Source organism: Bacillus pacificus (genome assembly GCF_020861345.1).
Taxonomy (GTDB): Bacteria; Bacillota; Bacilli; order Bacillales; family Bacillaceae_G; genus Bacillus_A; species Bacillus_A pacificus.
In genome coordinates, this window is the sequence record NZ_CP086328.1 from 2194905 (window position 1) to 2221501 (window position 26597).

25 protein-coding genes and 3 pseudogenes are annotated in these 26597 nt (G+C 34.5%); 23 read left to right on the forward strand and 5 right to left on the reverse strand.

The annotated features are described in order from the left end of the window. The first annotated feature begins 87 nt into the window (after positions 1-87). The 4 genes and pseudogenes from LMD38_RS11415 to LMD38_RS11430 form a co-directional block, all read left to right on the forward strand. On the forward strand, positions 88-795 hold the full coding sequence (locus LMD38_RS11415; RefSeq protein WP_227585536.1) for a C39 family peptidase: 708 nt from the start codon (positions 88-90) through the stop codon (positions 793-795). A 28-nt stretch (positions 796-823) separates the two neighbouring features. Continuing rightward, positions 824-1504, forward strand: coding sequence for a response regulator transcription factor (locus LMD38_RS11420; RefSeq protein ID WP_029141142.1), 681 nt, complete (start codon positions 824-826; stop codon positions 1502-1504). After that, positions 1504-3351, forward strand: coding sequence for a HAMP domain-containing sensor histidine kinase (locus LMD38_RS11425; RefSeq protein WP_062821154.1), 1848 nt, complete (start codon positions 1504-1506; stop codon positions 3349-3351). The genes LMD38_RS11420 and LMD38_RS11425 overlap by 1 nt, the downstream gene beginning before the upstream one ends. A 30-nt stretch (positions 3352-3381) precedes the next feature. Further along, positions 3382-3565 (forward strand): annotated as a pseudogene (locus LMD38_RS11430) (D-alanyl-D-alanine carboxypeptidase family protein); the annotation flags it as partial. A gap of 180 nt (positions 3566-3745) precedes the next feature. Here LMD38_RS11430 and LMD38_RS28905 read toward each other — a convergent pair. Together LMD38_RS28905 and LMD38_RS11435 are read right to left on the reverse strand one after the other, a co-directional pair. Next, positions 3746-3868: pseudogene (locus LMD38_RS28905) on the reverse strand (DUF1259 domain-containing protein); the annotation flags it as partial. Positions 3869-4031: 163 nt separating this feature from the next. Beyond that, on the reverse strand, positions 4032-5165 hold the full coding sequence (locus LMD38_RS11435; RefSeq protein ID WP_016717908.1) for a zinc-dependent alcohol dehydrogenase: 1134 nt from the start codon (positions 5163-5165) through the stop codon (positions 4032-4034). 266 nt (positions 5166-5431) lie between these two features. Between LMD38_RS11435 and sasP the strand changes: the two genes are divergently transcribed. Together sasP and LMD38_RS11445 are read left to right on the forward strand one after the other, a co-directional pair. Beyond that, positions 5432-5644 (forward strand): small acid-soluble spore protein, SasP family, encoded by a 213-nt coding sequence (sasP, locus tag LMD38_RS11440; RefSeq protein WP_000002833.1) that lies wholly within the window; start codon positions 5432-5434, stop codon positions 5642-5644. 294 nt (positions 5645-5938) lie between these two features. Next, positions 5939-6454, forward strand: coding sequence for a DUF3231 family protein (locus LMD38_RS11445; RefSeq protein WP_062821135.1), 516 nt, complete (start codon positions 5939-5941; stop codon positions 6452-6454). A 106-nt stretch (positions 6455-6560) separates the two neighbouring features. Here the strand turns inward: LMD38_RS11445 and LMD38_RS11450 are convergent, their stop codons facing one another. Continuing rightward, a complete protein-coding gene (locus LMD38_RS11450) occupies positions 6561-7418 on the reverse strand; it encodes an MBL fold metallo-hydrolase (RefSeq protein WP_016717906.1) in 858 nt (285 codons plus the stop codon). Positions 7419-7668: 250 nt separating this feature from the next. On the opposite strand from LMD38_RS11450, the gene LMD38_RS11455 reads away from it, so the two are divergent. Together LMD38_RS11455 and ppsA are read left to right on the forward strand one after the other, a co-directional pair. After that, positions 7669-8871: a macrolide family glycosyltransferase gene (locus LMD38_RS11455; RefSeq protein WP_001151406.1), complete on the forward strand. Its 1203-nt coding sequence runs from the start codon at positions 7669-7671 to the stop codon at positions 8869-8871. 151 nt (positions 8872-9022) lie between these two features. Then, positions 9023-11629, forward strand: coding sequence for a phosphoenolpyruvate synthase (gene ppsA / locus LMD38_RS11460; protein WP_062821136.1), 2607 nt, complete (start codon positions 9023-9025; stop codon positions 11627-11629). A gap of 55 nt (positions 11630-11684) precedes the next feature. Here ppsA and LMD38_RS11465 read toward each other — a convergent pair whose 3' ends face one another. After that, the gene (locus LMD38_RS11465; protein WP_062821137.1) at positions 11685-12302 is read right to left on the reverse strand and encodes a TetR/AcrR family transcriptional regulator; all 618 of its coding nucleotides are present in this window, start codon (positions 12300-12302) and stop codon (positions 11685-11687) included. Positions 12303-12472: 170 nt separating this feature from the next. On the opposite strand from LMD38_RS11465, the gene LMD38_RS11470 reads away from it, so the two are divergent. Together LMD38_RS11470 and LMD38_RS11475 are read left to right on the forward strand one after the other, a co-directional pair. Further along, positions 12473-13654: a YhgE/Pip domain-containing protein gene (locus LMD38_RS11470; protein WP_062821138.1), complete on the forward strand. Its 1182-nt coding sequence runs from the start codon at positions 12473-12475 to the stop codon at positions 13652-13654. Between the two features lie 160 nt (positions 13655-13814). Continuing rightward, positions 13815-14249 (forward strand): ferritin-like domain-containing protein, encoded by a 435-nt coding sequence (locus tag LMD38_RS11475; RefSeq protein WP_016717901.1) that lies wholly within the window; start codon positions 13815-13817, stop codon positions 14247-14249. 64 nt (positions 14250-14313) lie between these two features. On the opposite strand, the gene LMD38_RS11480 is transcribed toward LMD38_RS11475, so the two are convergent. After that, on the reverse strand, positions 14314-14829 hold the full coding sequence (locus LMD38_RS11480; RefSeq protein ID WP_016717900.1) for a hypothetical protein: 516 nt from the start codon (positions 14827-14829) through the stop codon (positions 14314-14316). 215 nt (positions 14830-15044) lie between these two features. On the opposite strand from LMD38_RS11480, the gene LMD38_RS11485 reads away from it, so the two are divergent. The 13 genes and pseudogenes from LMD38_RS11485 (at position 15045) to LMD38_RS11545 (ending at position 26591) form a co-directional block, all read left to right on the forward strand. Then, entirely contained in the window at positions 15045-15506 is a 462-nt protein-coding gene (locus tag LMD38_RS11485) for a DUF2691 family protein (protein ID WP_016717899.1), read from the forward strand. A 26-nt stretch (positions 15507-15532) separates the two neighbouring features. Next, complete coding sequence (locus tag LMD38_RS11490; protein WP_000442625.1) at positions 15533-16045, forward strand: GNAT family N-acetyltransferase; 513 nt, start codon at positions 15533-15535, stop codon at positions 16043-16045. Between the two features lie 26 nt (positions 16046-16071). Next, positions 16072-16248 (forward strand): annotated as a pseudogene (locus tag LMD38_RS11495) (aminoglycoside phosphotransferase); the annotation flags it as partial. Positions 16249-16360: 112 nt separating this feature from the next. Continuing rightward, positions 16361-17689, forward strand: a complete 1329-nt coding sequence (locus LMD38_RS11500; RefSeq protein WP_061182606.1) for a YjiH family protein — start codon at positions 16361-16363, stop codon at positions 17687-17689. A gap of 602 nt (positions 17690-18291) precedes the next feature. Further along, positions 18292-18879 (forward strand): GNAT family N-acetyltransferase, encoded by a 588-nt coding sequence (locus LMD38_RS11505; protein ID WP_062821139.1) that lies wholly within the window; start codon positions 18292-18294, stop codon positions 18877-18879. Between the two features lie 330 nt (positions 18880-19209). Continuing rightward, positions 19210-19842 (forward strand): YdcF family protein, encoded by a 633-nt coding sequence (locus tag LMD38_RS11510; RefSeq protein ID WP_016717896.1) that lies wholly within the window; start codon positions 19210-19212, stop codon positions 19840-19842. 152 nt (positions 19843-19994) lie between these two features. Then, positions 19995-21143 carry an acyl-CoA dehydrogenase family protein gene (locus LMD38_RS11515; RefSeq protein WP_062821140.1) on the forward strand — a complete coding sequence of 383 codons (1149 nt, stop codon included), beginning with the start codon at positions 19995-19997 and terminating at the stop codon, positions 21141-21143. 149 nt (positions 21144-21292) lie between these two features. Next, a complete protein-coding gene (gene spoIIP, locus LMD38_RS11520; protein ID WP_062821141.1) occupies positions 21293-22426 on the forward strand; it encodes a stage II sporulation protein P in 1134 nt (377 codons plus the stop codon). A gap of 194 nt (positions 22427-22620) precedes the next feature. Beyond that, on the forward strand, positions 22621-23298 hold the full coding sequence (locus tag LMD38_RS11525) for a copper homeostasis protein CutC (protein WP_062821142.1): 678 nt from the start codon (positions 22621-22623) through the stop codon (positions 23296-23298). 23 nt (positions 23299-23321) lie between these two features. After that, the gene (lepB, locus tag LMD38_RS11530; RefSeq protein WP_000662493.1) at positions 23322-23873 is read left to right on the forward strand and encodes a signal peptidase I; all 552 of its coding nucleotides are present in this window, start codon (positions 23322-23324) and stop codon (positions 23871-23873) included. 257 nt (positions 23874-24130) lie between these two features. Next, positions 24131-24883 carry an IclR family transcriptional regulator gene (locus tag LMD38_RS11535; protein ID WP_000586222.1) on the forward strand — a complete coding sequence of 251 codons (753 nt, stop codon included), beginning with the start codon at positions 24131-24133 and terminating at the stop codon, positions 24881-24883. A gap of 14 nt (positions 24884-24897) precedes the next feature. Next, entirely contained in the window at positions 24898-25611 is a 714-nt protein-coding gene (gene pxpB, locus LMD38_RS11540) for a 5-oxoprolinase subunit PxpB (protein ID WP_062821143.1), read from the forward strand. Then, the gene (locus LMD38_RS11545) at positions 25602-26591 is read left to right on the forward strand and encodes a 5-oxoprolinase subunit C family protein (protein WP_228920298.1); all 990 of its coding nucleotides are present in this window, start codon (positions 25602-25604) and stop codon (positions 26589-26591) included. Before pxpB ends, LMD38_RS11545 begins: the two co-directional genes overlap by 10 nt. The last annotated feature ends 6 nt before the right edge of the window (positions 26592-26597 follow it).

The following is a 26597-nucleotide window of genomic DNA, read 5'->3' on the forward strand; positions in this document are numbered from 1 at the left end:
AAAGAAGTGAGGAGAGGGATTTATGGAATATAGTAGAAAAAAACATTTTGTTTATTAACTATCGCAGGACTAGGTATATGTATCGGTATGTCAAATAGTGAAAGTCCTATAAGTGAAAAGAAACCACCTGTCATTGTGCAAGAAGTAGAACAAAAACCAGAAGTAGTTGAAAAAGAGAATATATCAATAGAACAAGAAAAAGAGGTAATAAAGCCATTAGATGTTCCGCTTATCTTACAAAAACCAGAATTGATGCGCGGTTGTGAAGTAACAAGTCTCGCTATGGTATTACAATTTTCAGGAGTGAAAGTAGATAAAATGGAATTGGCTTCAAAGATACACTATGTCCCATTTCAAAGTAATGGTTTGAAGGGAAATATGCATAAAGGGTTTATCGGGGATATGGCTACTTTTGATAAACCAGGATTAGGTGTTTTTGTGGAGCCGATTTTAGAATTGGCAAAGTTGTATGTTCCGGATGAAAAAGTGATGAATCTAAGTTATAAAGAACCTGAACACATTTATGAAGCGATAGATCGAGGCCTCCCTGTATGGGTATTAACAAATGCTCGTTTTAAACGATTACCTGATAATCAATTTTATACATGGAGAACAGATACAGGGGAAATGAAAGTGACATATCATCAACATAGTGTTGTTGTGACAGATTATGATGAACAATATGTATATATTAACGATCCACTAAAGAAGGACAAACATAGAGCGATTAATCGAAATAATTTTGAACAGTCTTGGATTCAGATGGGAAGACAAGCGATGACCATTTCGATTTAAAGAGAACGTAGATTGGATGAGAATAGAAATGAAAAAAGTTTTAATTATAGAAGATGAAAAAATTATAAGAGAGACGGTAGCGCATTATTTCTCGCATGATGGATATGATGTGATAACAGCAGAAGATGGCCAGATGGGATTAGAGTTATTTGCTGCACATGATCATGATGTCAGTTTAATCATACTAGATATTATGCTTCCAGTAATGGATGGGTGGTCAATTTGTAGACGTATTCGCAAGAGCTCTAACGTTCCCATTATTTTATTAACAGCTCGAAGTGATGAGGATGATACATTACTTGGATTTGAACTAGGGGCAGATGATTATGTAACGAAACCATTTAAACCTGCAATTTTATTGGCGAGAGCAAAGCGTTTGTTCAAAGATACAAATCAAAATTTACAATTTCAGGACTGCATTCATTTATGCGGTATTCGCTTAGATAAATCAGCACGTTCTGTTTCAATAGATGGACAAAAGATAGATTTTACACATACAGAGTATGAAATTTTACAATCTTTAATGGAGCATAAGGAACAAGTATTAACGCGAGAGCAATTAATCACAAATATTTGGGGATATGATTATGACGGAGATGATAAAACACTAACTGCACATATGCGTAATGTACGTTTGAAACTAGGTGAGAAAGCAAAGCACATTACTACAGTTGTTCGTACGGGATATAAGTTTGAGGTAGAGAAATGATGAGAAAGAAAATTGTATTTCAGTTATTTTCTCTTACCTTTTTACTATGCTGCATGATCATCGCAACTATCTTTTTTGGACAAATGTATGTGATGAAGTATATGTATGTAGATAAGGAAAAAGAAAATGTTCAGAAACAATTAAAACAATATTATACATTTTACGAAGAACATAAACAGGATGAAAATAAACTCCAGAGTAAAGAACGATCATATGCTAACCAGCAAGGTATTATGATTGCTAGGCTTGATGAAGTAGCAAACATTAAGAAATTACCATCAGGAGATTACTATATAAAAGCGACTGATAAAAATGATCCAAGTCGAACATCTAAAGTCGTATTTAATAATTTAATTAACGCAAAGAGAGATATGGATTCTAACTTCAGCATTTTAATTACGAGTTTAATCGATAAGACGACCAAAACAGCTATCATGGATACAGTGAGTAAAGGGCCAAATAAGGATATCGTCGTTCCTACAACACTAAGGATAAAAGGATACGATGGAAACTTTGTAGCTCCTACATATCATCAGACAATGAAATGCATGATGTCAGGCGCTAAAAATGGAATTAAAATTTTTTCAAAAGAAGAAAGTGATAAATATTATTACTTAGAAGGACTTGTAACAGAAATTAGCTTCCCGAATTATAGCAACCCAGAAATTGATAACGCGTTGTACAGTAATGAAGTATTTGCAAATCGTATTTTGCAATTTCAATCAGATTGGATTAGCGATAAAGTAAAATTACGCGGAGAAGAATGGGTGCAGAATGAAATTAGTATAGATGGAATCAAGTATCTAGAAACGATAAAACCACTCATGAAAGATAGCCAAGTAAAGGAATTTATTTATACGCTATCTTCGTTACAACCAATTACAAAAGCAACAGATGTAATGAGTGATTATTACATATATATTATAGTATTTGTGCTGGTTCTATCGCTTATTGTATGTTTTTATTACTCGAGAATTATTACTAATCCATTATTAAAGGTGAATGAAGCAACGAAAAAAATAATGGAATTCCAGTTTCAAGACAAGCTTTCTATCAAGTCGAAAAATGAAATTGGAGAGCTTTCCTCTAACATTAATCAGCTCTCAGAAAGAATGGAAGGGTATATCAATCAGTTAAAAAAGGACTTAGAGAAAGAAAAGAAACTAGAACAGACAAGAAAAGATTTCATTGCAGGCGTTTCACATGAATTAAAAACACCACTTAGTGTAATGCAAATATCTGCTTCCATGCTGCAAGATGGTATTGCACCTGAAATGAATCAATACTATTGGGACGCATTAGAAAAAGAAATAGAGAAAATGAATGTACTAATTGATGAAATGTTAAACTTAGCTAAATATGAATCAGGAACATATCAAATACAGATGGAGCAAGTTAATATAGTTGACTTAATTCAAAAGGCAGAACAAGATTTACAAGTTCAAATTGATGAAAAATCCCTACAAATCAAATTAAATATAGATGATGTGTGTGTCAAGGGGAAAACGAATTTATTGGAACAGGTTATAACAAACTTGTTTACAAATGCGATTCGTTATACAGATGCAAAACAAATCATTGTGATTGATGTAAAAGAGAAACAACATGACGTATATATAGGGTTTGAAAATAAAGGTTCACATATAGCAGAAGAAAATATAGATAAAATATGGGATCAGTTCTATAGGGGCGATAAATCAAGAAAACGAGTATGTGGTGGAACGGGTCTTGGGCTGTCCATTGTAAAAAATATATTTGATTTACATGATGCGAAATACGGTGTGACCAACACTGAAGACGGTGTATTATTCTACTTCCATTTAGAAAAGTGGGATGGAAAACAGTAGTATAAAATAGTTGGAGTAAACAGTAAAGGTGCAAAATCTAAGGGAGAGAAGTGGCTGAAAGAAAATACGCATCGTGCAGGGTATATCATTCGTTATCCAAAGGAAAAGAAAAATATAACTGGTTATACGTATGAACCGTGGCATATTAGTTATATAGGAGATATTTCAAAAAATATATAAGGAAAAACTAACTTTAGAAGAATATATGAGATAAGAAAACTAAAGTGAATTGAAAATCTGTATTTTTTAGGGAATAGTATTTTATTTTAATAGATTCAAAAACTGCCTATTTAAAAATTTGATAGGCAGTTTTTTACTTTCGGGTACAAAATGAAATGATTTTATTTTGTTCATATATATAGAAAAAAACATATAAATACATCCAAAACACTAATCATTGCCCCTCGTTATTAGCAATAGGATAGCTACTTAAGGACAAAAAAGAATTCGCTAGTTTTTGTGCGAAATGTAAAGGGGGTTCTACCGATTGGATATGAATATACATAATTAATTCATTTTTTTACCAATAAAGTATTGCATCAAAATGCAAAGTTTTTCGAAAATAACTATTTTCGATGTGAGATGAAAATGGGGGAATATCTATTTAGAATCTAATAAAAAAGATAAGATTACGGAGTGTAATCTTATCTTCGCACTAATAATAATAATAAATTGTATTTTCAAGGTTTCAAAATGACTTTTATACAATCATCTTCACGATTATTGAAAATTTGATAACCGTAGCTCGCTTCTTCAAGGGGGATTTTGTGTGTAATAATCTCTTTTGGATCAAATTCTTTATTTGTTATTTTTTCAAATAGTTCCGGCATAAAATGAATGACAGGTGCTTGTCCCATTTTCAGATTAATATTTCTAACCCAAAATGCACCGAGTGGGAAGGCATTATAGTTGCCGCCATAAACGCCGGTCATTTGAACCGTTCCATATTTTCTTACGGCCTTCGTAGCAATTTGAATAGGGCCGAGAGTTCCACCTTGTAATTTCAATTTTTGTTCTAGAAATTCTAGGGGTGATTTTTTTCCATCCATGCCCACGCAATCAACGACTACATCCGCACCACCATGTGTGATTTCTTTTAAATGTTCTCCCATATCAGGAAATTTTGTAAACTCAAATACCTCAACATTGTTAATCTTTTTTGCATAATTTATCCGATAATCTAAGTAATCGACTGCAATTACGCGTTTAGCACCTTGCATCCAAGCGAATTTTTGTGTCATTAATCCAACAGGTCCACAACCAAGGACGATAACAGTATCACCTCGCTTAACGCCTGCGTTTATTACACTCCAATAAGCTGTTGGCAAAACATCGGATAAAAACAGTAGAGATTCATCTTCCAGTTCGCATGATTCTGGTATAACAAATGGAGTGAAATTTCCAAAAGGAACTTTTAAATATTCAGCTTGTCCGCCCGGATGATTACCAAATTTCTCTGTATAACCAAAGTATCCGCCAGAATCGTAATGGGGGTTGGAGTTGTCACATTGACTTTCCATTTCATGTTGGCAATAAAAACAATGTCCACAAGCAACGTTAAAGGGGATTACAACACGGTCGCCTTTTTTCACTTTCGTAACATCTGGACCTACTTCTTCAACAATGCCCATTGGCTCATGGCCAATAATATATCCTTGCGGTAAAGGCATGTTCCCTTGATATAAATGTAAATCAGAACCGCAAATAGCGGTTGAAGTAATTTTTACAATAATATCATCTTTTTTCTCTAATTTTGCATCATCCACCTGTTTAACTTGTACTTGGTTTGGGCCTTGATAGGTTACAGCTTTCATCTCATATCTCCTTTTTGATTATTTCTCAAAATATACTTTCTATTTAATCGATTGGTGAAATAGAAATCTGTCTTTTATTTACTGAAGAGAATTAGGAAGTATATATAGTGTTGTTATGAAAGTATGTTATACCAGTTATTCTTTCTTATATGTTTTGCCCTACTTTAAGAAAAAAATCAATATTTATTCATATGCTAATTCCCATAAAAAGGATAACTATTATTTCATGATTCGTAGCATATTAAAAGCATTGGAGGTGAAACGATATGGCAAACAATAATAGTGGAAATCGTAATGAATTGTTAGTTCGAGGTGCTGAACAGGCTCTTGATCAAATGAAATATGAAATTGCACAAGAGTTTGGTGTACAACTTGGTGCAGATACAACAGCTCGTTCAAATGGATCTGTTGGTGGTGAAATTACAAAACGTTTAGTAGCAATGGCTGAACAACAACTTGGTGGTAGAGCTAACCGCTAAGTAAATTGACATACAATATAGTAGATATGTAAATCAATTTCTTTTGTATATGTGTAAAAATAAAAACCCTTATAGTAAATGGATTCTCACTCAAAGATTATTGATAATCTTCTTTCATAATCTTTGAGTATTTTATTTGTAAACTACTTTCCTAAACAATAAACACGCAGTGTTGGAAAGGTGTTTTCCATGCATAGTAGAAAATCTTTTGCAGGAAAAAGCATACTTAAAAATTTGATTTCAATATTGAAATCAATATTTATTATGATATTTTCGAAAGGGAGGAATTTAAAAATGGGTATATTAAGTGGAAATCCTCAAAACGAACCGTTACATTACGGAGAAGTATTTGATATTTGGAGTTATCTTTTAGCTGCACAAGGTGCAATTGCAAGCCATCAAGTGTTTATGAATCACACAGGTGACGAAGATTTGAAAAAGTTTTTAGAAAGCTTAATTGAAAATGATATGAATTCGGAAATAGAAGAGTTAAAAACTCTTTTAAAGGTTAATGGCGTAGCTTTACCGCCTGCTCCTCCAGAACGACCAGTTGCATCTATTGAAGATATTCCTCCAGGAGCACGTATTAATGATGTTGAAATAGCAGCAGCTGTTTCTGCAGGATTAGCAGCTGGACTTGTGACATGTAGTCAAGTGATGGGAAAATGTCTTCGAGAAGATGTAGGGATGCTATTCGGACAATTTCATATGAAAAAAGCGCAAGCAGGTGTAACTTTGCTGCGTTTAAGTAAGAAAAAAGGGTGGGTAGTTCCACCTCCATTACATGTAAGAAATTCTGATCAAGCTTAATAAACAAAAATAAAAAAGTGGCATTGGCCACTTTTTTATTTTTTAGATGTATCCCCACTTCGGATTTGTTTATTTAGTTTCTTAAATATAAAAAGTATTTTCATGCTTAATGTATCTTTTTGTCTACATATTTTCCATAATCAGGTACAGCAATTTTATCAAATTCTTGAACGAGTGTGTTGAGGCTTGTTGATAGCAAATCACCTGACATCGGTATCCCATGCCCAGTAACAGCAACTAGAGGCTTTAATTTTTCAAGCTTAATAACTGACTCTTTAGCGGCTTTCCAGTCTGTTGTTAAATAACGAGGTGGTCCGCTTATTTCCTGTTCCTGAGTAATTACTTTATATAAATATTCCTGTTTCACTGTAACAAAAGCGTCCCCAGCAATTAAAGTTCGGTCTTTTTCTCGGAATAATGAAATATGCCCTGGAGTATGTCCTGGTGTATGAACCCATCTAAACTCAGGCATATGAGGAACGGTTCCATCTGCAGGTAATACTTTTACGCTATTTTCTAAATCAATCGGTTCGTTAGGGAACAGAGGCGACATTTTCGCTACTATACCACCTTCAACTGTTGGATCTGGTTCAGGATAGCTTTGTTTTCCAGTCAGGAAAGGTATTTCCATTTGATGTGCATAGACTGGAACATCCCAATACTTGATGAGTTCAATTATTCCTCCAACATGATCAAAATGCCCATGAGTTAAAATAATTGCTTTTGGGCGGCTATTTGTACCAAATCGCTTCTCAGTAACAGATATAATTTCATTTGCACATTTAGGCATTCCAGCATCAACTAAAACAAAATTATCGGTATGCGGATTTCCAACAAAACATATGTTGACGATTTGAATCGTGTAGCAAAATAAATCAGGCAATACTTCGAGGCCATGACCACTCTCAATTGAAGTTGCTGGAATAAACTTGTAATCACTTCCATAATTCATTTCATTGTCCACTTTTTCTCCCCCTTAACTTATTCCAATATGACATTATAGTTCCCTAATTTTGAAAATCCATTTTTGGGGATGTCGTTTTCTCCCGCTTTAATGGGCAGTAAGACCCCACTGATTAAAGTTTCACTTTACAGTATACTGACTTTGTTTCTTACTCGTTTATTACATTTACTATCACAAGTGCCCTTATTAAAATGAGGAGAGAAACGTACTTGATTATAGGAAGTTTTTATTTAAGAGGAGGAACTATCATATGGCAAAGGTACTAATGTTTAATTTTCCAGGGGAAGGACATGTGAACCCAACTCTTGCACTTATTGAAGAATTAGTAAAAAGAGGGGAAGAGGTTGTTTATTATTGTGTAGAGGAGTATAAGGAGAAAATTGAAAAAACAGGAGCTTTGTTTCGTCCATATGAAAATTTTTTAGCAAAAGTAGACATGTTGAAAAGGATGAATGGAGAAATAGATCCCTCTGAACTATTATTACATATGGTAAAATCCATGGATAAAATAATAAAGATTGTTATAGAAGAGTTGAAAGAAGAAAAGTATGATTACGTAATATATGATAACAATTTTGCAGTAGGATGGATCATAGCTGAAGCATTACATTTACCTAAAATCTCTTCATGCACAACATTTGCAGTTACGAAAAAGTTATTTAACGCATTGATGAACAATCATAATGAAGGAGACAAAAAATCACCTCTTTATCAAGAAGTTACGCATATTTTAGAAGAGTGGCAAAAGGTATATGGCTTTTCTATGAATGAAAAGAAAAATGTAATGACTTGTGCTGGAAATATTACTATCGTATATACGTCTGAATTTTTCCAACCTGATGTGGAGGAATTGGATGATTCTTATATCTTTGTTGGACCCTCTATTACATCACGGAAAGATATGCAAGAAATTACTTTTAAACAGAAGGAAGAAGAGAAACTCATTTATATTTCTATGGGAACTGTATTTAATCAACAGATGGATTTTTATTACATATGTTTTGAAGCATTTAAAAATTTTCCTGCTACCATCATATTGTCCGTAGGAAAACATATTGACATCAACCAATTGAAAAATATCCCATCTAATTTCAAAGTTTATAATTATGTGCCTCAGTTAGAGGTATTGAAACAAGCTAATCTTTTTATTACACATGGGGGAATGAATAGTTCTAGTGAAAGCTTATATTTTGGCGTTCCTATGATCGTTATCCCAGTTATGGGAGATCAACCGATAGTGGCCCAAAGAATAGAAGATTTAAAAGCTGGCATACAATTAAATCTAAAAAAGCTTACTCCAGTGACATTATATAATGCAGTAATGGAAGTATTATCGAATGATGTATACTTAGAAAATAGTCATAAAATCAAATGTACTTTAAAAAATGCTGGTGGATATATTAAAGCCGCTGAAACAATAGAACTATTTAAGTTGAAGACGGGTATTAAATAAGATGCCCCAGTTGCCAAACACAGCAGCTGGGGCATCTTATTATTTCTTCCTAACTTAATTATACCACGTAAATCAAGTTCGAAATAGACTGTTTATTCGTATTTACTCCTGCTACAATCAAGAACACATGCAAAGTAAGGAGAGATGTTATATGAGTTCTTTCGTTCTCGATTTTCAGGAAATAGAAAAAACGCAGCTTTCACTTGTCGGTGGAAAAGGATTGAATTTAGGGGAGTTATCTAATATTCAAGGGATACAAGTGCCAGAAGGATTTTGTGTGACAACAGTAGGATATGAAAAGGTCATCGAGCAAAATGAAGATTTTCGCACTTTGTTGCAGCAGCTAACCAAGTTGAAAAAGGAAGACCGAGCTCAAATTGGTGAAATTAGTAAGAAAATTAGAGAAGTTATTATGGCAGTACAAATCCCTTCAGATGTAGTGGAAGCGGTAACTCATTATCTCTCGCGTTTTGGAAATGAACATGCGTATGCCGTGCGCTCTAGTGCGACGGCTGAAGATTTACCGTATGCTTCATTTGCAGGTCAACAAGATACGTATTTAAATATTATTGGAAAAGAAGCGATTTTGCAGCATGTAAGAAAGTGCTGGGCGTCTTTATTTACAGAGCGAGCAATTATGTACCGCATGCAAAATGGTTTTGAACATAATCAAGTTTCTATATGTGTTGTCGTTCAAAAAATGGTTTTCCCTGAGGCTTCGGGAATTTTATTTACGGCTGATCCGGTTACTTCTAACCGAAAGGTGCTATCAATTGATGCCAGTTTTGGACTTGGTGAGGCGTTAGTATCAGGACTGGTCTCTGCCGATAATTATAAAGTAAAAGAAGGCAAAATTACCGAAACGATGATAGCGACTAAAAAATTAGCTATTTATGCTGTAAAAGAGGGCGGAACAGAGACGAAACAAATTGATCCGGCTCAGCAAAAACTTCAAACATTGTCGGAACAACAAATATTACAACTAGAACAGATTGGAAGACAAATTGAAGCTTATTTTGGCTGTCCACAAGATATAGAATGGTGTTTAGTCGATAACGTATTTTATATTGTCCAAAGTCGCCCCATTACGACTGTATATCCAATTCCTGAAGAAAATGATGGGGGAAATCATGTGTATATATCAGTTGGTCACCAACAAATGATGACCGATGCGATGAAACCGCTTGGGTTATCTTTTTTCCTGTTAACGACTAATGCTCCTATGCGTAAAGCTGGAGGACGGCTGTTTGTTGATGCTACACAACAATTAGCTTCACCTGCTAGCAGAGATTATTTAATAAATACTTTAGGAAAATCAGATCCACTCGTAAGAGATGCATTAACGACTATAATCGAGCGAGATCATTTTATTACATTGTTGCCGGATGATGAAAAAGAAAAGATTGTTAGTAAAAGTAAGCAACCTGTAAATTCGCAATCAGAAATCGAAAATGATCCGGCAATCGTTACGAATTTAATACAGAATAGTGAAGCATCAATCGAAGAGTTAAAACGAAACATGCAAACGAAATCAGGAACGGATGTACTTGATTTTATTTTGGAAGACATCCAGCAATTAAAGAAAGTATTATTTAACCCGCAAAGTACGGCTGTCATTATGGCAGGCATGAATGCTTCGGCTTGGATCAATGAAAAAATGGAGCAATGGCTAGGCGAAAAAAATGCAGCAGATACGCTTTCTCAATCGGTACAAAATAATATTACATCTGAAATGGGTTTAGCATTAATGGATGTTGCGGATGTGATTCGGCCGTATCCAGAAGTTATTGCGCATTTACAACATGTAGAAAATGATAACTTTTTAGATGAAATAGTTCAGTTTAAAGGTGGAGAAGAAGCCCGAGATGCGATTCGAACTTTTCTAAATAAATACGGAATGAGATGTAGCGGAGAAATTGATATTACGAAAACGCGCTGGAGTGAAAAGCCAACTACAATTATCCCAATGATTTTAAATAATATAAGAGACTTTGAAGCGGGTGCGAGTAAACGGAAATTTGAAGAAGGACTGCAAGAAGCTTTGAAAAAGGAAGAAGAATTATTAGAGCGATTGCAGCAATTGCCGGATGGAGAACAAAAGGTAGAAGAAACGAAGCGAATGATTCGTAATATACGTAATTTTATCGGTTATCGTGAATATCCGAAATACGGTATGATTAATCGCTATTTCATATATAAGCAGGCGTTGCTGAAAGAAGCTGAGCAACTTGTGCAGAGCGGTGTCATTCATGAAGTTAATGATATATACTATCTAACTTTTGAAGAGCTTCACGAAGTTGTTCGCACGAATAAACTAGATTACGAGCTGATACAAAAACAAAAAAATGATTACAAATTATATGAAAAACTAACGCCTCCTCGCATCATGACGTCTGAGGGAGAAATTATTACAGGTAAATATAAACGAGAAAACCTCCCAGCTGATGCGATTGTAGGCCTGCCTGTTTCTTCAGGAGTGATTGAGGGAAGAGCTCGCGTGATTTTAAACATGGAAGAAGCGAATTTAGAAGAAGGAGATATATTAGTTACTGCGTTTACTGACCCCGGCTGGACACCGTTGTTTGTGTCTATAAAAGGATTAGTCACTGAAGTTGGCGGACTTATGACGCACGGAGCAGTAATTGCACGTGAATACGGATTACCAGCAGTCGTTGGAGTAGAGAATGCTACGAAATTAATAAAAGACGGACAACGAATTCGGGTACATGGGACTGAAGGGTATATTGAAGTGTTGTAATGAAATAAAAGATCATCCGCTATTATAGTGGATGATCTTTTCATATATACTTGACTTATTTCTTTAAACCAGCCGCATAAAAAGGTCCATGAACTGCGATTGTTGATAAAATACGAGCAATTTCCTCTGGTGTTTCTTTTTGTCCGTTATTTAACCATTGCTGAATGACACCAATATGAGCAGATGCCATATAAGAGGTTAAGTATTGGCTTGGGACAAGTAAATTCTCTTTATTAATGAGAGCGCCATTCGTATCTTCAAATATTGTTTTCCACATAAAGTCTTTCAGTTTTGTTTGGAAAGATAAATCTCCTTTTGGGCTTAATACAGCTTTCATAAAATCACTATTTTCATTTAGAAATTCAAGAATAGAAGTGATAAGTAGAAACGGCATTGTTGGGGAAGGGCTTGAGCCGAGATCAGCAATAACTTCCGGAAGTTTCTGTTTAGCAATGCTAGAAAACTTATACATAATTTCTTCTTGGCATTTCGTCATTAAATCAAACTTATCTTGGTAATGTGCATAAAACGTACCGCGATTTATGTTTGCTTTTGTTGTAATATCTTTTACTGTAATGGCGTCAAAACCTTTTTCTTCAATTAATGCCACAAATGCATTTCGTATGGCAGTTTTCGTGCGAACAACACGTAAATCTAAATTACTCTCACGCAAAATAGGTTCCTCCTTAATTTTAGCCAACACATTTTAAGAATGTGTCTTATAACCGACACATTCACGATTTTTGATTATTGTATAAGGTTCAACTCAAACATATAATTCAAATATAAATAAACAACACGTTGTTGGTTATTATAAATCAAATGATAGGAGGAGAAAAGAAAATGTTTAAAAATAAACTTTTATGGTTATCACCAGTTATTGCACTACTTGTTGTTTTTATTTTTTCATTAACGTTATTTCCAACCGTTCAGCCTCAGCCGAAAAACTTGCCAATCGCAATTGTAAATGAGGATCAAGGAGTAGAAATTCCGAATCAACCGAAGATGAATATGGGGCAAACGATTGTTGATAATATGAAAAAAACATCAAAATCAGAGGAAGAACCCGCAGTGAAGTGGGTAGAAGTGAAAAATAAAGAAGTAGTTCAAAAAGGCTTAAATAATCAAGAGTATTACGCAGCATTAGTTATTCCAAAAGACTTTAGTACAAAACAAGCATCATTACGAACACCGCAGCCATCTTCGCCAGAGGTAGAAATATTCATCAATCAAGGAATGAATACAGCAGCATCATCTATGGCAGGACAAATGTTAAATGGGATCGTTGATAATATGAACAATACTGTTCGTACTCAGCTCCTAGATGGATTAAAAGCAAAAGGAGCTACATTAACAGCAGATCAAGTTTCAAATGTAGTAACACCGATTACAAAGAAAGTGACAAATGTAAATGAAACCGGCAAAAATAGTGCGAACGGTAACTCGCCAATGTCTTTATTCCAACCGTTATGGATTGCAAGTTTAGCGAGCGCAGCAATTATCTTTATGGCGATAAGTAAAATGCCGATTCGTACAAGAAACGAAAACTTCGTATTAAAACTAAAGCAAATCGTAACAGGCGCAATTGCTGCATTTGTTATTGGATTCGGTCTTACAGGGATTGCGGATGGAATGGTAGGATTAAATATTTCAAATTTCACTGATACAGCACTATTTTTATCTATTACATCCTTTAGTTTCTTCTTAATGATATCGGCCGTACTTTCATTAGTTGGACTAAAAGGAATTGGTGTATTCGCACTCTTACTATTCTTTGGGGCACCGTTATTATCATTAGCACCGGAAATGTTGTCGCCATTTTATCAAGACTGGGTGTACGCATGGTTGCCAATGCGATTTATGATTGAAGGACTGAGAGAAATATTCTTCTTCGGAAAAGGGTTAAGCTGGAGTACACCTCTTACTGTACTCGTTTGGATTGGTGCGGTAAGTATGGCTATTATTCTATTGACTGCTTTCAAACGTAGTGCAATAAAGGAACATAAAACAGAATTAAACGCTTAGAAAAAAGAACGTTTCACTCGTAGTGAAGCGTTCTTTTTGTGATGAAATAATTATTAGTCTATAGGGAAATGAAGAGTTCGCATTTGTGGTTCTTTTTGTATACATGCTCCTGCTATTACAAATTGCATAAAATGTTATGCGGAATAATGGAGGGGATACAGTGTATAATTGGAATTATTATGATTCGTATAGGCAAAATGATAAGCTGATTCGCGATATTGAGAAAGCAATTAATGGAGAGTTTAGTGCAATAAGTTGCTATGCGAAATTAGCCAACATGGCTCCAAATGCGGCGGAACGAAATCAAATTCTTGAAATTCGTAACGATGAAATAAAGCATTTCCATCATTTTGTACAAATCTATACAAATTTAACTGGTCAGCAGCCGAAACCACAAATTACGGAAGATTGTCCAAATACGTACTTACAAGGATTAGAATTCGCTATACAAGATGAACAGAAGACAGTAGATTTTTACTTAGAAATTTCAGATGAAACATCGGATGCACATTTGAAAGAGTTAATGCGCAGAATAGCTGCCGATGAACAAAATCATGCGGTGTGGTTTTTATATTATTTTGTGAAGACGAAGTGAATGAAAAATAAATAGAAGAAAAAGCACCTTAGTTGAATGTAACAACTAAGGTGCTTTTATATATTTAATTTAAAGCAGGAGCGAACCATTGGGAGTTAAATTTCATATTGTCTCCAACTCGTTCAAGATTTGCTTTTGCTAAATTATTATTTTTTTGGTGATATGGAACTTCCCAGAAAATCGTTAATTCTTGTACATTCTTTTCTGATTTACCCACTTTAGCTCCGATGTCATTATTATACATTTCAATCATATCTTTAGATGTTTTCGCGCTATTTTTTGCATCGAATGATAAGTGGACTAAAGCGATATAATCATCAGGAGTATCAGTACCAAGATTTTCGTTTATTTTAATCTCTTTAATAGATACGCCGTGTAATTCTTTTACGATAGATGTAATATTGTTTTTAATCTTATCTTGCGGTGTAGCAGCCTCTTTAGATTGCTCTTGTTTCTGTGTAGTAGCAGTTTTTTTAGGGGCAGTTTCTTCTTTTTTACTACCGTTGTTACCCGCGATAAAAAATACTATAATGACTGCAACAGTCCAAAACCACCATTTTTTATAAAAAGGTTTTTTCATATGTATTCCTCCTAATAGATATGTAGCAGTGCTCATTATATCAGTGTTTAAAGGATTTACGTTTTTTTAGAAAAGTACTATTGTTTAATCAAATATTAAAAACCTTGATAATACTTGCTTTTCAATGATTCATATGCCCGATTAGGTAATAATTACCGCTTTTTATTCGGGGAAGAAAGAGAATTGATTATGATTTATAAGGGAGGTACAAACAAATGAAAAGAGGAATTACAGTAGATATTCCAAATGAATATGATAATTTACTTTGGAAAGTGTTAAAGCCAATTGATATTTCTTCATATGATTGGTGGGTAGGGAGTGAAGAGTCATGCTTAGTAGCACGTGGTGGATTGGATGAGGCATTATTTCCAGAAGAACCAAGTATAGTGGAAGGATCAGATTTGAAAACTTTATTTAAAGACAACATATATTATGTTATTTTTGCAGATTTAAAAGCGTATTCAAAAGGAGAGGAAGTAGTAGATATTGAGACATATGAAGAATTTAAAGAGAGTAAGTGTGAATTAGTTTTACTAGTTGCGGATTGTACATACGTCACGATTTACGCTAAAGATCAAAAAAAGATTGAACTGATGTATGAAAACGCAAGGAATCAAGGTTATTATGTTGAATACGTTACAGACGAAAATGACGGTAGAACGCGATTATCAGTATGATAGTCATTTGAAAGGGGAACGGCAATATGGAGAGAACTACAGTTAAAGAATATACAATTCGAATTGCTACGGAAGAGGAAAGTGATAGCATTATCACGCTATTAAAAGAAGTGGCACAGTGGCTACAACATAAAGAAGTGGATCAGTGGCAGTATCTGTTAGGAGAAGAAGCTACGGCTGAAATACTAGAAAGTATAAAAGAGAAATATACATATGTGGTTACGAAAGGAGATGAAATTGTCGGTACGGTTACAGTATCTCCTAAACAAAATGAATGGGATGAATATATTTTTGGGAAAGAGGAAGTTTCTAATTCATTATATATTCATAGATTTGCGGTGAAACGGAAGTATAAGGGGAACGGAATAGGAGAATGGATGTTACAGTGGATAGAAGAGAATATACAACATGATAAAGAGTTTTTAAAACTAGATTGTGTAGGGCATAATCGCATATTAAATGATTTTTATAAGAGAAATGGTTTTGAATATGTTGGCAGTACAGATGGACTTAGTAAGTTTCAAAAGAAAAGGGGATAGTGAATGAATCAAATTGATACTGGTTTAGTAGAAAGGTATTTCAAGAAGTATTGCAAATAGATGAAGAAACATGGAATAGAGCAAGAGGATGGGCACTTTGGAAAGCGTTAATTACATATGATGCGAATAAGACTAGTAATAAGATAGTAGTAGACGAATCATATCGTGTGATTCAAGTGATTGCGAATGATTATAAGAGGTAGTAGAAAAAGCCTATTTCAAAATAGGCTTTTTCATATGGTGAAATATTAGAAATTGAAAGAAGGAATCTAACATAATTATACAGAATATTTAGATAATAGGAGGTGTCGAATTTTGAGTGAAATTGAATTAAAAAGGAATGTAATTAAGACTGGGAGTGAGAAGGGGGTTATTCTTCGGTTTATACTCGCTAGTCTAGTTGGGGTGTTTATGTTTTTCGTACCAGTTACGATAAATGGTGCTTCTTCTATTATGATTGATCATATCGTATCCTGGATAAGGGCTTCTGTCCCGAGCGTAGTACCTTATTACGCTCTACTCGTTATGGCAATAGGTGCAATTTATCCGTTTTATACGAAAAAATGGAATACATCTATCGTAGATATTTGTTTTTCTATTTTAAAAGTAGTTGGCGTCGTTTTTGGTGTATTATATTGTTTGAAAGTAGGGCCAGCTTGGTTCTTTGCACCAGATGTAGGGCCGTTTTTATATGAGAAATTAGTCATATCGGTAAGCTTACTCGTTCCAATTGGTTCGGCTTTTTTAGCGTTATTAGTCGGGTACGGATTACTTGAATTTATCGGTACGTTTTGCCGTCCCATTATGAGACCGTTATGGAAAACACCAGGCCGGTCAGCAATCGATGCGGTTGCCTCCTTTGTGGGGAGTTATTCGTTGGCCTTATTAATTACAAATCGCGTGTATAAAGAAGGAAAGTATACGACAAAAGAAGCAGCGATCATCGCTACAGGTTTTTCTACAGTATCCGCAACATTTATGATTATCATCGCAAAAACATTAGACATTATGCATTTATGGAATGTTTATTTTTGGACGACTCTCGTTGTAACATTCATCGTAACTGCTATCACCGTAAGAATCCCGCCTCTTAGTAGAAAACCAGATACATATGTAACGGAAGAAGGGTTCCCAGAGCCCGTTTATAAAGAGAAAATGCTAGAACGTGCTTGGGAAGATGCGCTAGAGGTATCAAAGTCTGCACCGAGCATGATGAAAAATATTGCAGTGAACTTAAAAGATGGTTTTATTATGACGATGGGAATTTTACCATCGATTATGTCTGTAGGGTTAATTGGTATTGTCTTAGCGAAGTTCACGCCAATATTTGATTGGGTCAGCTACATTTTCTATCCTTTTACATGGCTATTACAATTACCAGAAGCAGACTTAGCTGCTAAAGCGGCATCCGTTGGTATTGCAGAAATGTTTTTACCATCATTATTAGTAGTTAGTGCACCACTTGTGACAAAGTTTGTCATTGCGGTCGTTTCAGTATCATCTATATTGTTCTTCTCAGCTTCCATCCCTTGCATTTTATCGACAGATATTCCGTTAAAAGTATCAGAACTTATCATTCTCTATGTACAAAGAACGATATTAACGTTGCTTATCATTACACCGATTGCTTATTTGTTGCTTTAAAAAGGGGAAAGGTATAAAAAAAGAATCCTTCTATAAAAGGAAGGATTCTTTTGTTTAGTGTTTTTATCAATTAAATACCTTAAAATGTATACTTTTTTGATGTTTTATTTGTTTTTCGAATATGACGTAATACTTCTTAAGAAAATTCCTAATCCTGCAAAAAAGAATCCTAAGCATAATAAGCTGCCTGGCGTTCCCCAAGTAATTTGATCTAGCATTTTTATATCCTCCCATTTACCCCATATTAATTAACTGTAAAATTTTCACTTTATTATTATATAGTATTTTTTGGGTTTAATCCAGAATTATCCATACTATTAAGCTGAAAAATTGATTCATAAATGAAAAAAAGAATCTTTTTGTAGAAAGAATAGCGTTTTTGGTATGCAAATTTTTAAAGAACGTATATAGACCTTTAGAAAAAGAAAAACCTTACATGAAATGAAACCAATATAAATGTAGCTTGCTATAATGGGATGTACACAGTATTTGTTAGAGGTTTTTGCCGATTATTATGTAAGAAGGTATTAAAACTTTAATTTTAATATCCATATAATAAAATGTATATTTCTATGATATAGTAAGAAAAAGGGGGCTTACAAATGGAAATCATTCACGAAAGAGTAAAGCTACGGTTAATGGATAGTGATGATGTCGAAACTTTGTTTTCGATTGTAGAAGGAAATCGGGAAATTTGGGCGTATTTAATCTCTAAAATGGATAGTGTGCAAGATATGCAGCAATATGTGCAAAAAGCGATACAAGGTTATGGAAAAGGTACGCAAATCCCTTTCGTTGTAGTGGATTTACAGACAAATGCCATTGTAGGAAGTACACGTCTATATAATATTTCAGTAGAAGATAAAACAGTTGAGTTAGGACAAACGTGGTATCATCCAAGTGTGCAACGTACGAGTATAAATACAGAGTGTAAGTATATGCTTCTCCAGTATGCTTTTGAAAAACTGCATATGCTGAGGGTACAAATTAAGACGGATGCAAGAAATGAAAAAGCACAACGAGCAATTGAAAGGTTAGGAGCAGTAAAAGAGGGCGTGCTTAGAAATGAAAGAAAATTACCGAATGGACATGTGAGAGATGCGGTTGTGTATAGTATTATCGCAAGCGAATGGCCAGTTGTGAAAACACGTCTGTTAGAAAAATTAGAATTGTATAAAGAAAAGCTATAATTCGTGTTTTGAAAGGTATATTGTTTGTAATACATAAAAAATATACCTTTTTTCTTACAAAATGCTACTTTATTTTAATTCCTTTTGTTTCATCGTTCCCTTCTGAGAAAAAATTCGTTACAATGTAGTTGTATGGTAATAAACTTATGAATTTAAAACATGTAATGAAAACCGCAAATGAAAATGAATTGATAATCCTCAATTTTAAATGAAAACCCTTTTATACATAAATAACAAGTAAAGTTCCTTCTTTTAAATAAACTCAAACAAAACGATTTGATATAAATGTTTTTTTATAGAAGTATGGATGATGTACGGAGGCAATTACAAATGAAAGAAAATAAGAAGAGTAAGAAAAGACGAATCTTTCAAGTATTTTTACTAATGATTTGTTCTGCTATTTTATATGTAAGTTATGCAGCTTACGATATTTGGAGTTATCGTTTTAAAACAGATGATAGCGTGAAAACGGATGCTGGTATCGTACTAGGAGCAGCTTCTTGGAACGGAAAACCATCTCCTGTATTTAAAGAAAGAATTAATCATGCGATTTCTTTATATAAGAACGGAAATATTAAAAAGATTATTTTTACAGGTGGTACAAAGTTTGAGGCAGAGCTTGAGGAAGCGCGTACTGCAAGAGTATATGCAATGAAACAAGGTGTAAAAGATGAAGATATTTTAATTGAAACAAAATCCCTTTTCACTGAAGAAAATTTAAAGAATGCGAAGGAAGTTGGAATAGAGAACGGAATACGCACATACACGATTGTAAGTGATCCACTTCATATGAAACGCGCAATGAGAATCGCAAAACATATTAATATTGAAGCGTATGCTTCACCAACGCCGACATCAGCATATAAAACGTTAGATACAGAAATACCATTCTTCTTTAAAGAATTATTCTCGTATATTGGATATGTAACCTCGTTACCATTAAAGGCATTGAAGGGAGATTAATAAGAAAAGAACCTATCTTTAAATAGGAACTTTTCTTATTAGTCAAAAACATTGTATTTTTATCGGAATAGTGAAACAATAGAGAGGTAGCTTCATATAATCATAATGACAAAATGAACGGTTGATGAATCGAGCATAAAGGAGATTATAGTATGGCACTCTCATTTGTTGAAACAGAAAAACAATTTTTTATTATTGAACAACTAAATAAATTGATTCCGAAGTTCATGGAAAGGGAGCATCAACTAAGTGAATTAGGATCATTTCCGCATGAAAATATAAATGATTTGAAGAATATCGGATATACGAAATTAACGTTACCGAAGGAATTTGGTGGCAGTACGATTTCTTTATATGACTTCGTTTTATTTCAAGAAAAAATTGCAGAAGGCTGCGGAGCAACTGCCTTATCGATTGGCTGGCATCTTGGCATTGTAAAAGAGCTAGCGGAAAATCGCTCTTGGAATGATGAGATGTTCAAATGGTTTTGCGAAGAAGTGCGTAACGGTGCGCTCTTTAATAGGGCAGCAACAGAACCGAAAACAGGAAGCCCGACGCGTGGCGGTAAACCAGAAACAATAGCGGTTCAAAAAGGCGAGAAGTGGATTATAAATGGAAGGAAAACTTTTACAACGATGGCGCCAATACTTGATTATTTTATTATTTCAGCAAGTATGGAAAGCCGAGAAGAAGTTGGAGAATTTGTCATTCCAAGAAATACACTCGGTGTATCCATTGAAGAAACGTGGGATAGCGTCGCGATGCGAGGGACTGCTAGTCATGACCTTGTCTTACAAAATGTAGAGATAGAAAGTCGCTTTTTTACGAATGTAAAGGACGGAAAAGTAAAACAAAAGGGTATTGGCTGGTTGCTACATATACCAGCATGTTATTTAGGAATTGCACAATCAGCAAGAAATTATGCAGTTCAGTTTGCGGGATCATACAAACCAAATAGTTTAAACCATTCTATTAGTTTATTACCGAATGTTAGAAGATTAGTTGGAGAATTAGAACTCGAGCTTATGCAAGCTCGCGTCTTTTTATATCAAATTGCGAAAAAATACGATGAGGCAGAAGATAAACTATCACTACAAGTAGAGCTGGCAGCAGTGAAATACGCCGTAACAAATGCGGCGATATCCATAGTGGATAAATCAATGCGCATCGTAGGAGCAAAAAGTTTATCAGAAAAAAATCCGCTCCATCGTTATTATTTAAACGTTAGAGCAGGACTACACAATCCGCCGATGGATGATGCAACACTATCTATGTTGGCGGATGCGGCGTTTCGGTCGTAGGTTTAAAAACATACTAGCAAGAGAAAGAAGATCCTATTGTTGGATCTTCTTTTTTTATAAAAATTAATAGAAAGGCAATTCTATTAAATTAGTAATCATATTACTTAAAAATTAAGCGTAAGAATAGAGTAAATGAAGGGAGATATAAAATGAATAAAGTGAAACTGAAAGTATTTCATATAAAGTATGTAATGATATGTATTTTATTCACGATTATATGTATTCTCACTTCATTCTTCATTTCTAGTAATTCAAACGTATTTAAATCGTATTATGTTAATCAATTATTAGGAACGAATTCTACGAAAGGCCTCATGTATATGATAGGTAGTGAAAATCGTTATTTTGCAGAAGAATTTCATAAAGAAAAAGGACGAGCGTCTTTGGAATCTTTTTTACTTTCACTTTCTACAAATATTAATGTAAATGACCTCCGAAGCTTATTAACTCGAGAACTTCCAAATATGAATCAATTTTATTCAGAAATATTAATTGCCGGGGAAGGAACAGATTATACGAACATTCCTGAAGAATCTAGTATTCCTTTAGAGAATATTAAGAATGAAGGTACTGCTGTTAAACACCCAAAGAGTGAGAAAGAAAACAATTCAAATACACAAAATAACGGTGAAAATAAAGTTTTTATTTATCATACACATAGTTGGGAGTCGTTTATTCCTCTCATCCCAGGTGCTACTATACCTGATCATGCCTCTAGTACAAATAATGAAGTGAACATTACGTTTGTTGGAAACTATTTAAAACAAAAGCTAGAAGAAAAAGGAATAGGTGTTTCGCATGATACGACAAATATGAGAGATTTTCTGCGAAATAAAAATTTAAATTGGGCGCAATCCTACAAAGGATCTCGTCAAATATTACAAGATAAATTGGCACAAGATAAAAATATTATGTTTCCAATGGACCTTCATAGAGATGATGCAAGAAAAAATATTACAACCAAAAATATTAAAGGGAAGAATTATGCTCGGCTCTATTTTATTTTAGGACGGGATAATCCTAACTTTGAAAAAAATAAAAAAATAGTAACGGCAATTAATTCGTATTTAGATGAGAAGTATTACGGTTTAAGCCGAGGTATTTTTATTAAAGATCGTAAAAGCGGGAACAACGGAGTATATAATCAAGACCTTTCTCCCAATGCATTATTGATTGAAATGGGAGGGGTAGATAATACACCAGAAGAATTGTATGCTTCCGTTGATGCATTAGTAGAAGCATTTAGCCACTATTATAATGAAGTAACTAAGAAAAATAATTAAAATAAAAAGGAGTGACATCTAGTCAGAAGTGCTAGGGGGTTACTCCTTTTTTGTAGAATATAAAATCACCAATAGATGTTAGTAGTTAAAAAATCTTTCTTTTCATTCTTCTTTTTCTAGTTTTATAGGAGAATGCTATGCTTCTTATTTCACCTACTGTATAATAAGGAAAAAGCACGAAAAGAGGTCATCTCATGCTAGAGGTTATTGCAACATGTTTAGAAGATGTAAAACGAATTGAACGAGCTGGCGGGAAGCGAATTGAATTAATTTCATCTTATACAGAAGGCGGTTTAACGCCGAGTTATGCATTTATTAAAAAAGCGGTAGAAGCAGTACATATACCGATTCACGTTATGATTCGCCCGCATGCGAAGTCTTTTACATATACGGAAGAAGAAATTGAAATGATGAAAGAAGATATTGTAGTTGCTCAGAAATTAGGAGTAGCTGGTGTTGTATTAGGTGTATTAAATGAAAAGAATGAAGTGGATGAAGAGAAACTAGCGAATTTATTATCTGTGGTAGATGGGATAAATGTTACATATCACCGTGCAATAGACGACATAGAAAATCCAGTAGAAGCGATGAGAACTTTAAAGAAGTTTCATAAAGTGACTCACGTTTTAACTTCAGGTGGACAAGGAAATATAGTGGAGAATATCCCGGTGCTTACAGAAATGCAAAAGGTAAGCGATGGTCAAATTCAGCTTGTAGTTGGAGCTGGCGTGACGAAAGAAAATATAAAGCAATTGCTAGATGAAACTGGCATTTCGCAAGCTCATGTCGGTACAGCCGTAAGAGAAGGGAAATCATGTTTTGCTGAAATTGATCTTAATTTCGTAAAAGAATTAGTTCAAATCATAAAATAAATGCGTAAGAAAGAGGAGAAATGATGAAGGAAAATACGAAGAAAGAATTATTCTCATGGGCTAAAACGATAGGATTTACCCTTGTATTAATTGCAATTATTCGCGGTGTATTATTTACACCGTCATTAGTACAAGGCGAATCGATGATGCCTACACTAGAAAATAATGAACGAGTTCTCGTAAATAAGATTGGTTATAGTATAAGTGGATTAGAACGCTTTGATATTATCGTCTTCCACGGAAAAGAAGGATACGATTTAGTAAAACGAGTAATTGGTTTACCAGGCGATACAGTTGAGTATAAAAATGATGTATTATATGTAAACGGAAAAGCGATGGAAGAACCATATTTAAAAGAGTTTAAAGAAAAAGCAGCAGGCCGTGTATTAACTCCAGACTTTACGTTAGAACAAATCACAGGAAAAACGAAAGTGCCAGAAGGCCAAGTGTTTGTTTTAGGAGATAATCGTGAAGTTTCTAAAGACGGTCGTATGTTTGGATTTATTTCAGAAGATGAAATTGTCGGGAAAGGACAAGCTGTTTTCTGGCCGTTGAAACAAGTGAGAGCGTTATAAAGAAAAAGTATGGGAGAAATATTCTTCCATACTTTTTTTATGCCTATTTATTTAAATGTTTGGTTTTGCCATAACTTGAGCTTTTGAAAGAGAACCATCATTATTTCTAAATTTCATTTTGTATTCACTTTACATAAAGGTTAAGTAGCTGAAAAATATATTGTTAAAATTGAAAGAATATTTTATAATTTTAAATTATATGTTTGTTTCAGAAAATGGAATTTAAGTTCCGGAATTCGGAACAAGAAGGAGATAGAATGATTATAAATAAAACGGCAGTTAAGACAATGGATATTTTAGAGTTGTTTTATGAGCATGAAGAGCTAAGTTTAACAGAGATGGTTCAGCTTACAAGTATGCCAAAAACATCTGTTTATCGTTTAATTGGCTCATTAGAAGAAATGGAGTTTTTACAAAAAAACGAAAAGGGGAAATATCGTTTAGGAGTCGTTTTTTTACGGTTCGGTCAACTTGTTTCACAAAGATTATCCGTAAGAAATATTGCGATTCCATATATGAAAGAGCTTAGAGATAGTTTAGGGCAGGCAGTTAATTTAATTATTCAAGATGGTAATGACGCGATTTATGTGGAAAAGATGGAAGGTGCTCAACCTGTACGTGTGTATACGGCGGTTGGAAGAAGAGCGCCACTTTATGCGGGTGCATGTCCGAGAATTTTATTATCGTATTTCTCTGAGGAAGAAAAACGAAAATACATAGAGGAAACGGATTTAAAGCAATTTGCAGATGGAACAATTGTAGATAAGAAACAATTGCTAGAAGTGTTACAAATGGCAAAAAAGGAAGGACATACAATTAGCTACTCTGAGTTAGAAAATCATACAGCGGCTATAGCAGCGCCCATTTTCGCAAGCGATGGAACGGTTGTAGCAGGCATTAGTATTTCGGGATTAGCAATTGAGTACAGCGAAAGTAACATTCCATATTTTATCGCGAAGGTAAAAGAGACAGCGAATCGCATTTCGAAAGAACTCGGCTTTTTGGCATAGAAAGAGGGAGTAGGATGAAATTTTCTGCGTTAGGGGATCAAGCAATTATTGTTACATTTGGTGAAGGAATTGGGATGGATACTTATGAAAAAGTGCAGCGATTATTTCAAGTGCTGCAGCAACATCCGTTTGTAGGGATGGTTGAATGTGTTCCGTCGTTTACTTCATTAGCTGTTTACTATAATTTGTATGAAGTATGGAAGGAAAATGATAGAAAGATAAGACCGTATGATTACGTATGCCAATACATAACTGGAATGTTACATACGTATAAGGAAGAGCTGAAACGAGATGTGAAACATATTTCTATACCTGTTTGTTACGGGGGAGAATATGGACCTGATTTAGAAGAGGTCGCACATTATCACGGTTTACAAGTAGAAGATGTTATTCGAATACATAGTGAAACAACGTATTTTGTGTATATGTTAGGTTTTACACCAGGGTTCCCGTATTTAGGAGGACTATCAAAAGAACTAGAAACGCCTAGAAAAGAAACACCGCGGTTACAAATCTCTCCTGGTTCGGTAGGAATCGGCGGAAATCAAACAGGTATTTATCCGCTTGAAACACCGGGTGGATGGAATATTATTGGACGAACACCAATCTCCTTATTTAATCCGGAAGAAAAAACACCAACCTTTATTCAAAGCGGCATGTATTTACGATTTATCCCAATAACGAAGGAAGAGTACGTATCACTTGAGGGGGCTAAAGAATGGATGTAGAAGTTTTGCATGCGGGAATGTTTACAACAGTCCAAGATTTAGGACGATCTCATTACCAACGATACGGCGTACCCGTTGGCGGGGCGATGGATCAAAGTGCACTTCGGATGATCAATATGTTAGTTGGTAATGAAGAAAATGAAGCGGCGCTTGAAATGACGATTATGGGACCGAAATTGTTAATAAAGAAAACGACGTTACTTGCGATTGGCGGTGCGGATATGGAACCGTTATTGAATGGGGAGCGTATACCATTATGGCGTCCCATTTTAGCGGAAGAAGGTAGTATGCTTTGCTTTGGAAAAGTGAATAGTGGTTGCAGAGCGTATGTGACTTTTGCAGGTGGTATACATATTAATCGCATAATGGGAAGCAAAAGTACTTACATACGTGCTGCGATTGGTGGTACGGAAGGAAGAATGCTGAAAAAAGGAGACTATTTTCAACTTGGGGAAAGATCAGAAATGGCTCATCGTTTCATGCAAGGCTTACAAAAGGGTGAGCGCATAAAAACAAAATGGGCAATTAGCAGTAGCGTACTACCAAAATATAAGAAGTATCCTAAACTTCGCGTCATAACTGGTTTTGAATATGATCAATTTACAGAAGAAAGCAAAAAGGCATTTTTTACGAAAGAGTATAAAGTATCTAATTACGCTGACCGTATGGGTTATAGGGTTGAAGGAGAAATTTTAAATAGAGCCGTTGAAAAAGAGATTTTATCGAGTCCTGTTACATTTGGAACCATTCAAGTTCCTAATGGTGGACAGCCGATTATATTAATGGCAGATAGGCAAACGACAGGTGGCTATCCGAGAATGGGAAATATCATTTCAGTAGATTTACCTCTTCTTGCCCAGTTAAAACCAGGGGACTATGTATCGTTTGAGAATATTACGCTTGAAGAAGCGGAACAATTGTACATAGAAAAAGAAGTAAATATGAATCTATTAAAAAAGTTCATCGCTTTACGAAGCTGAAATTAG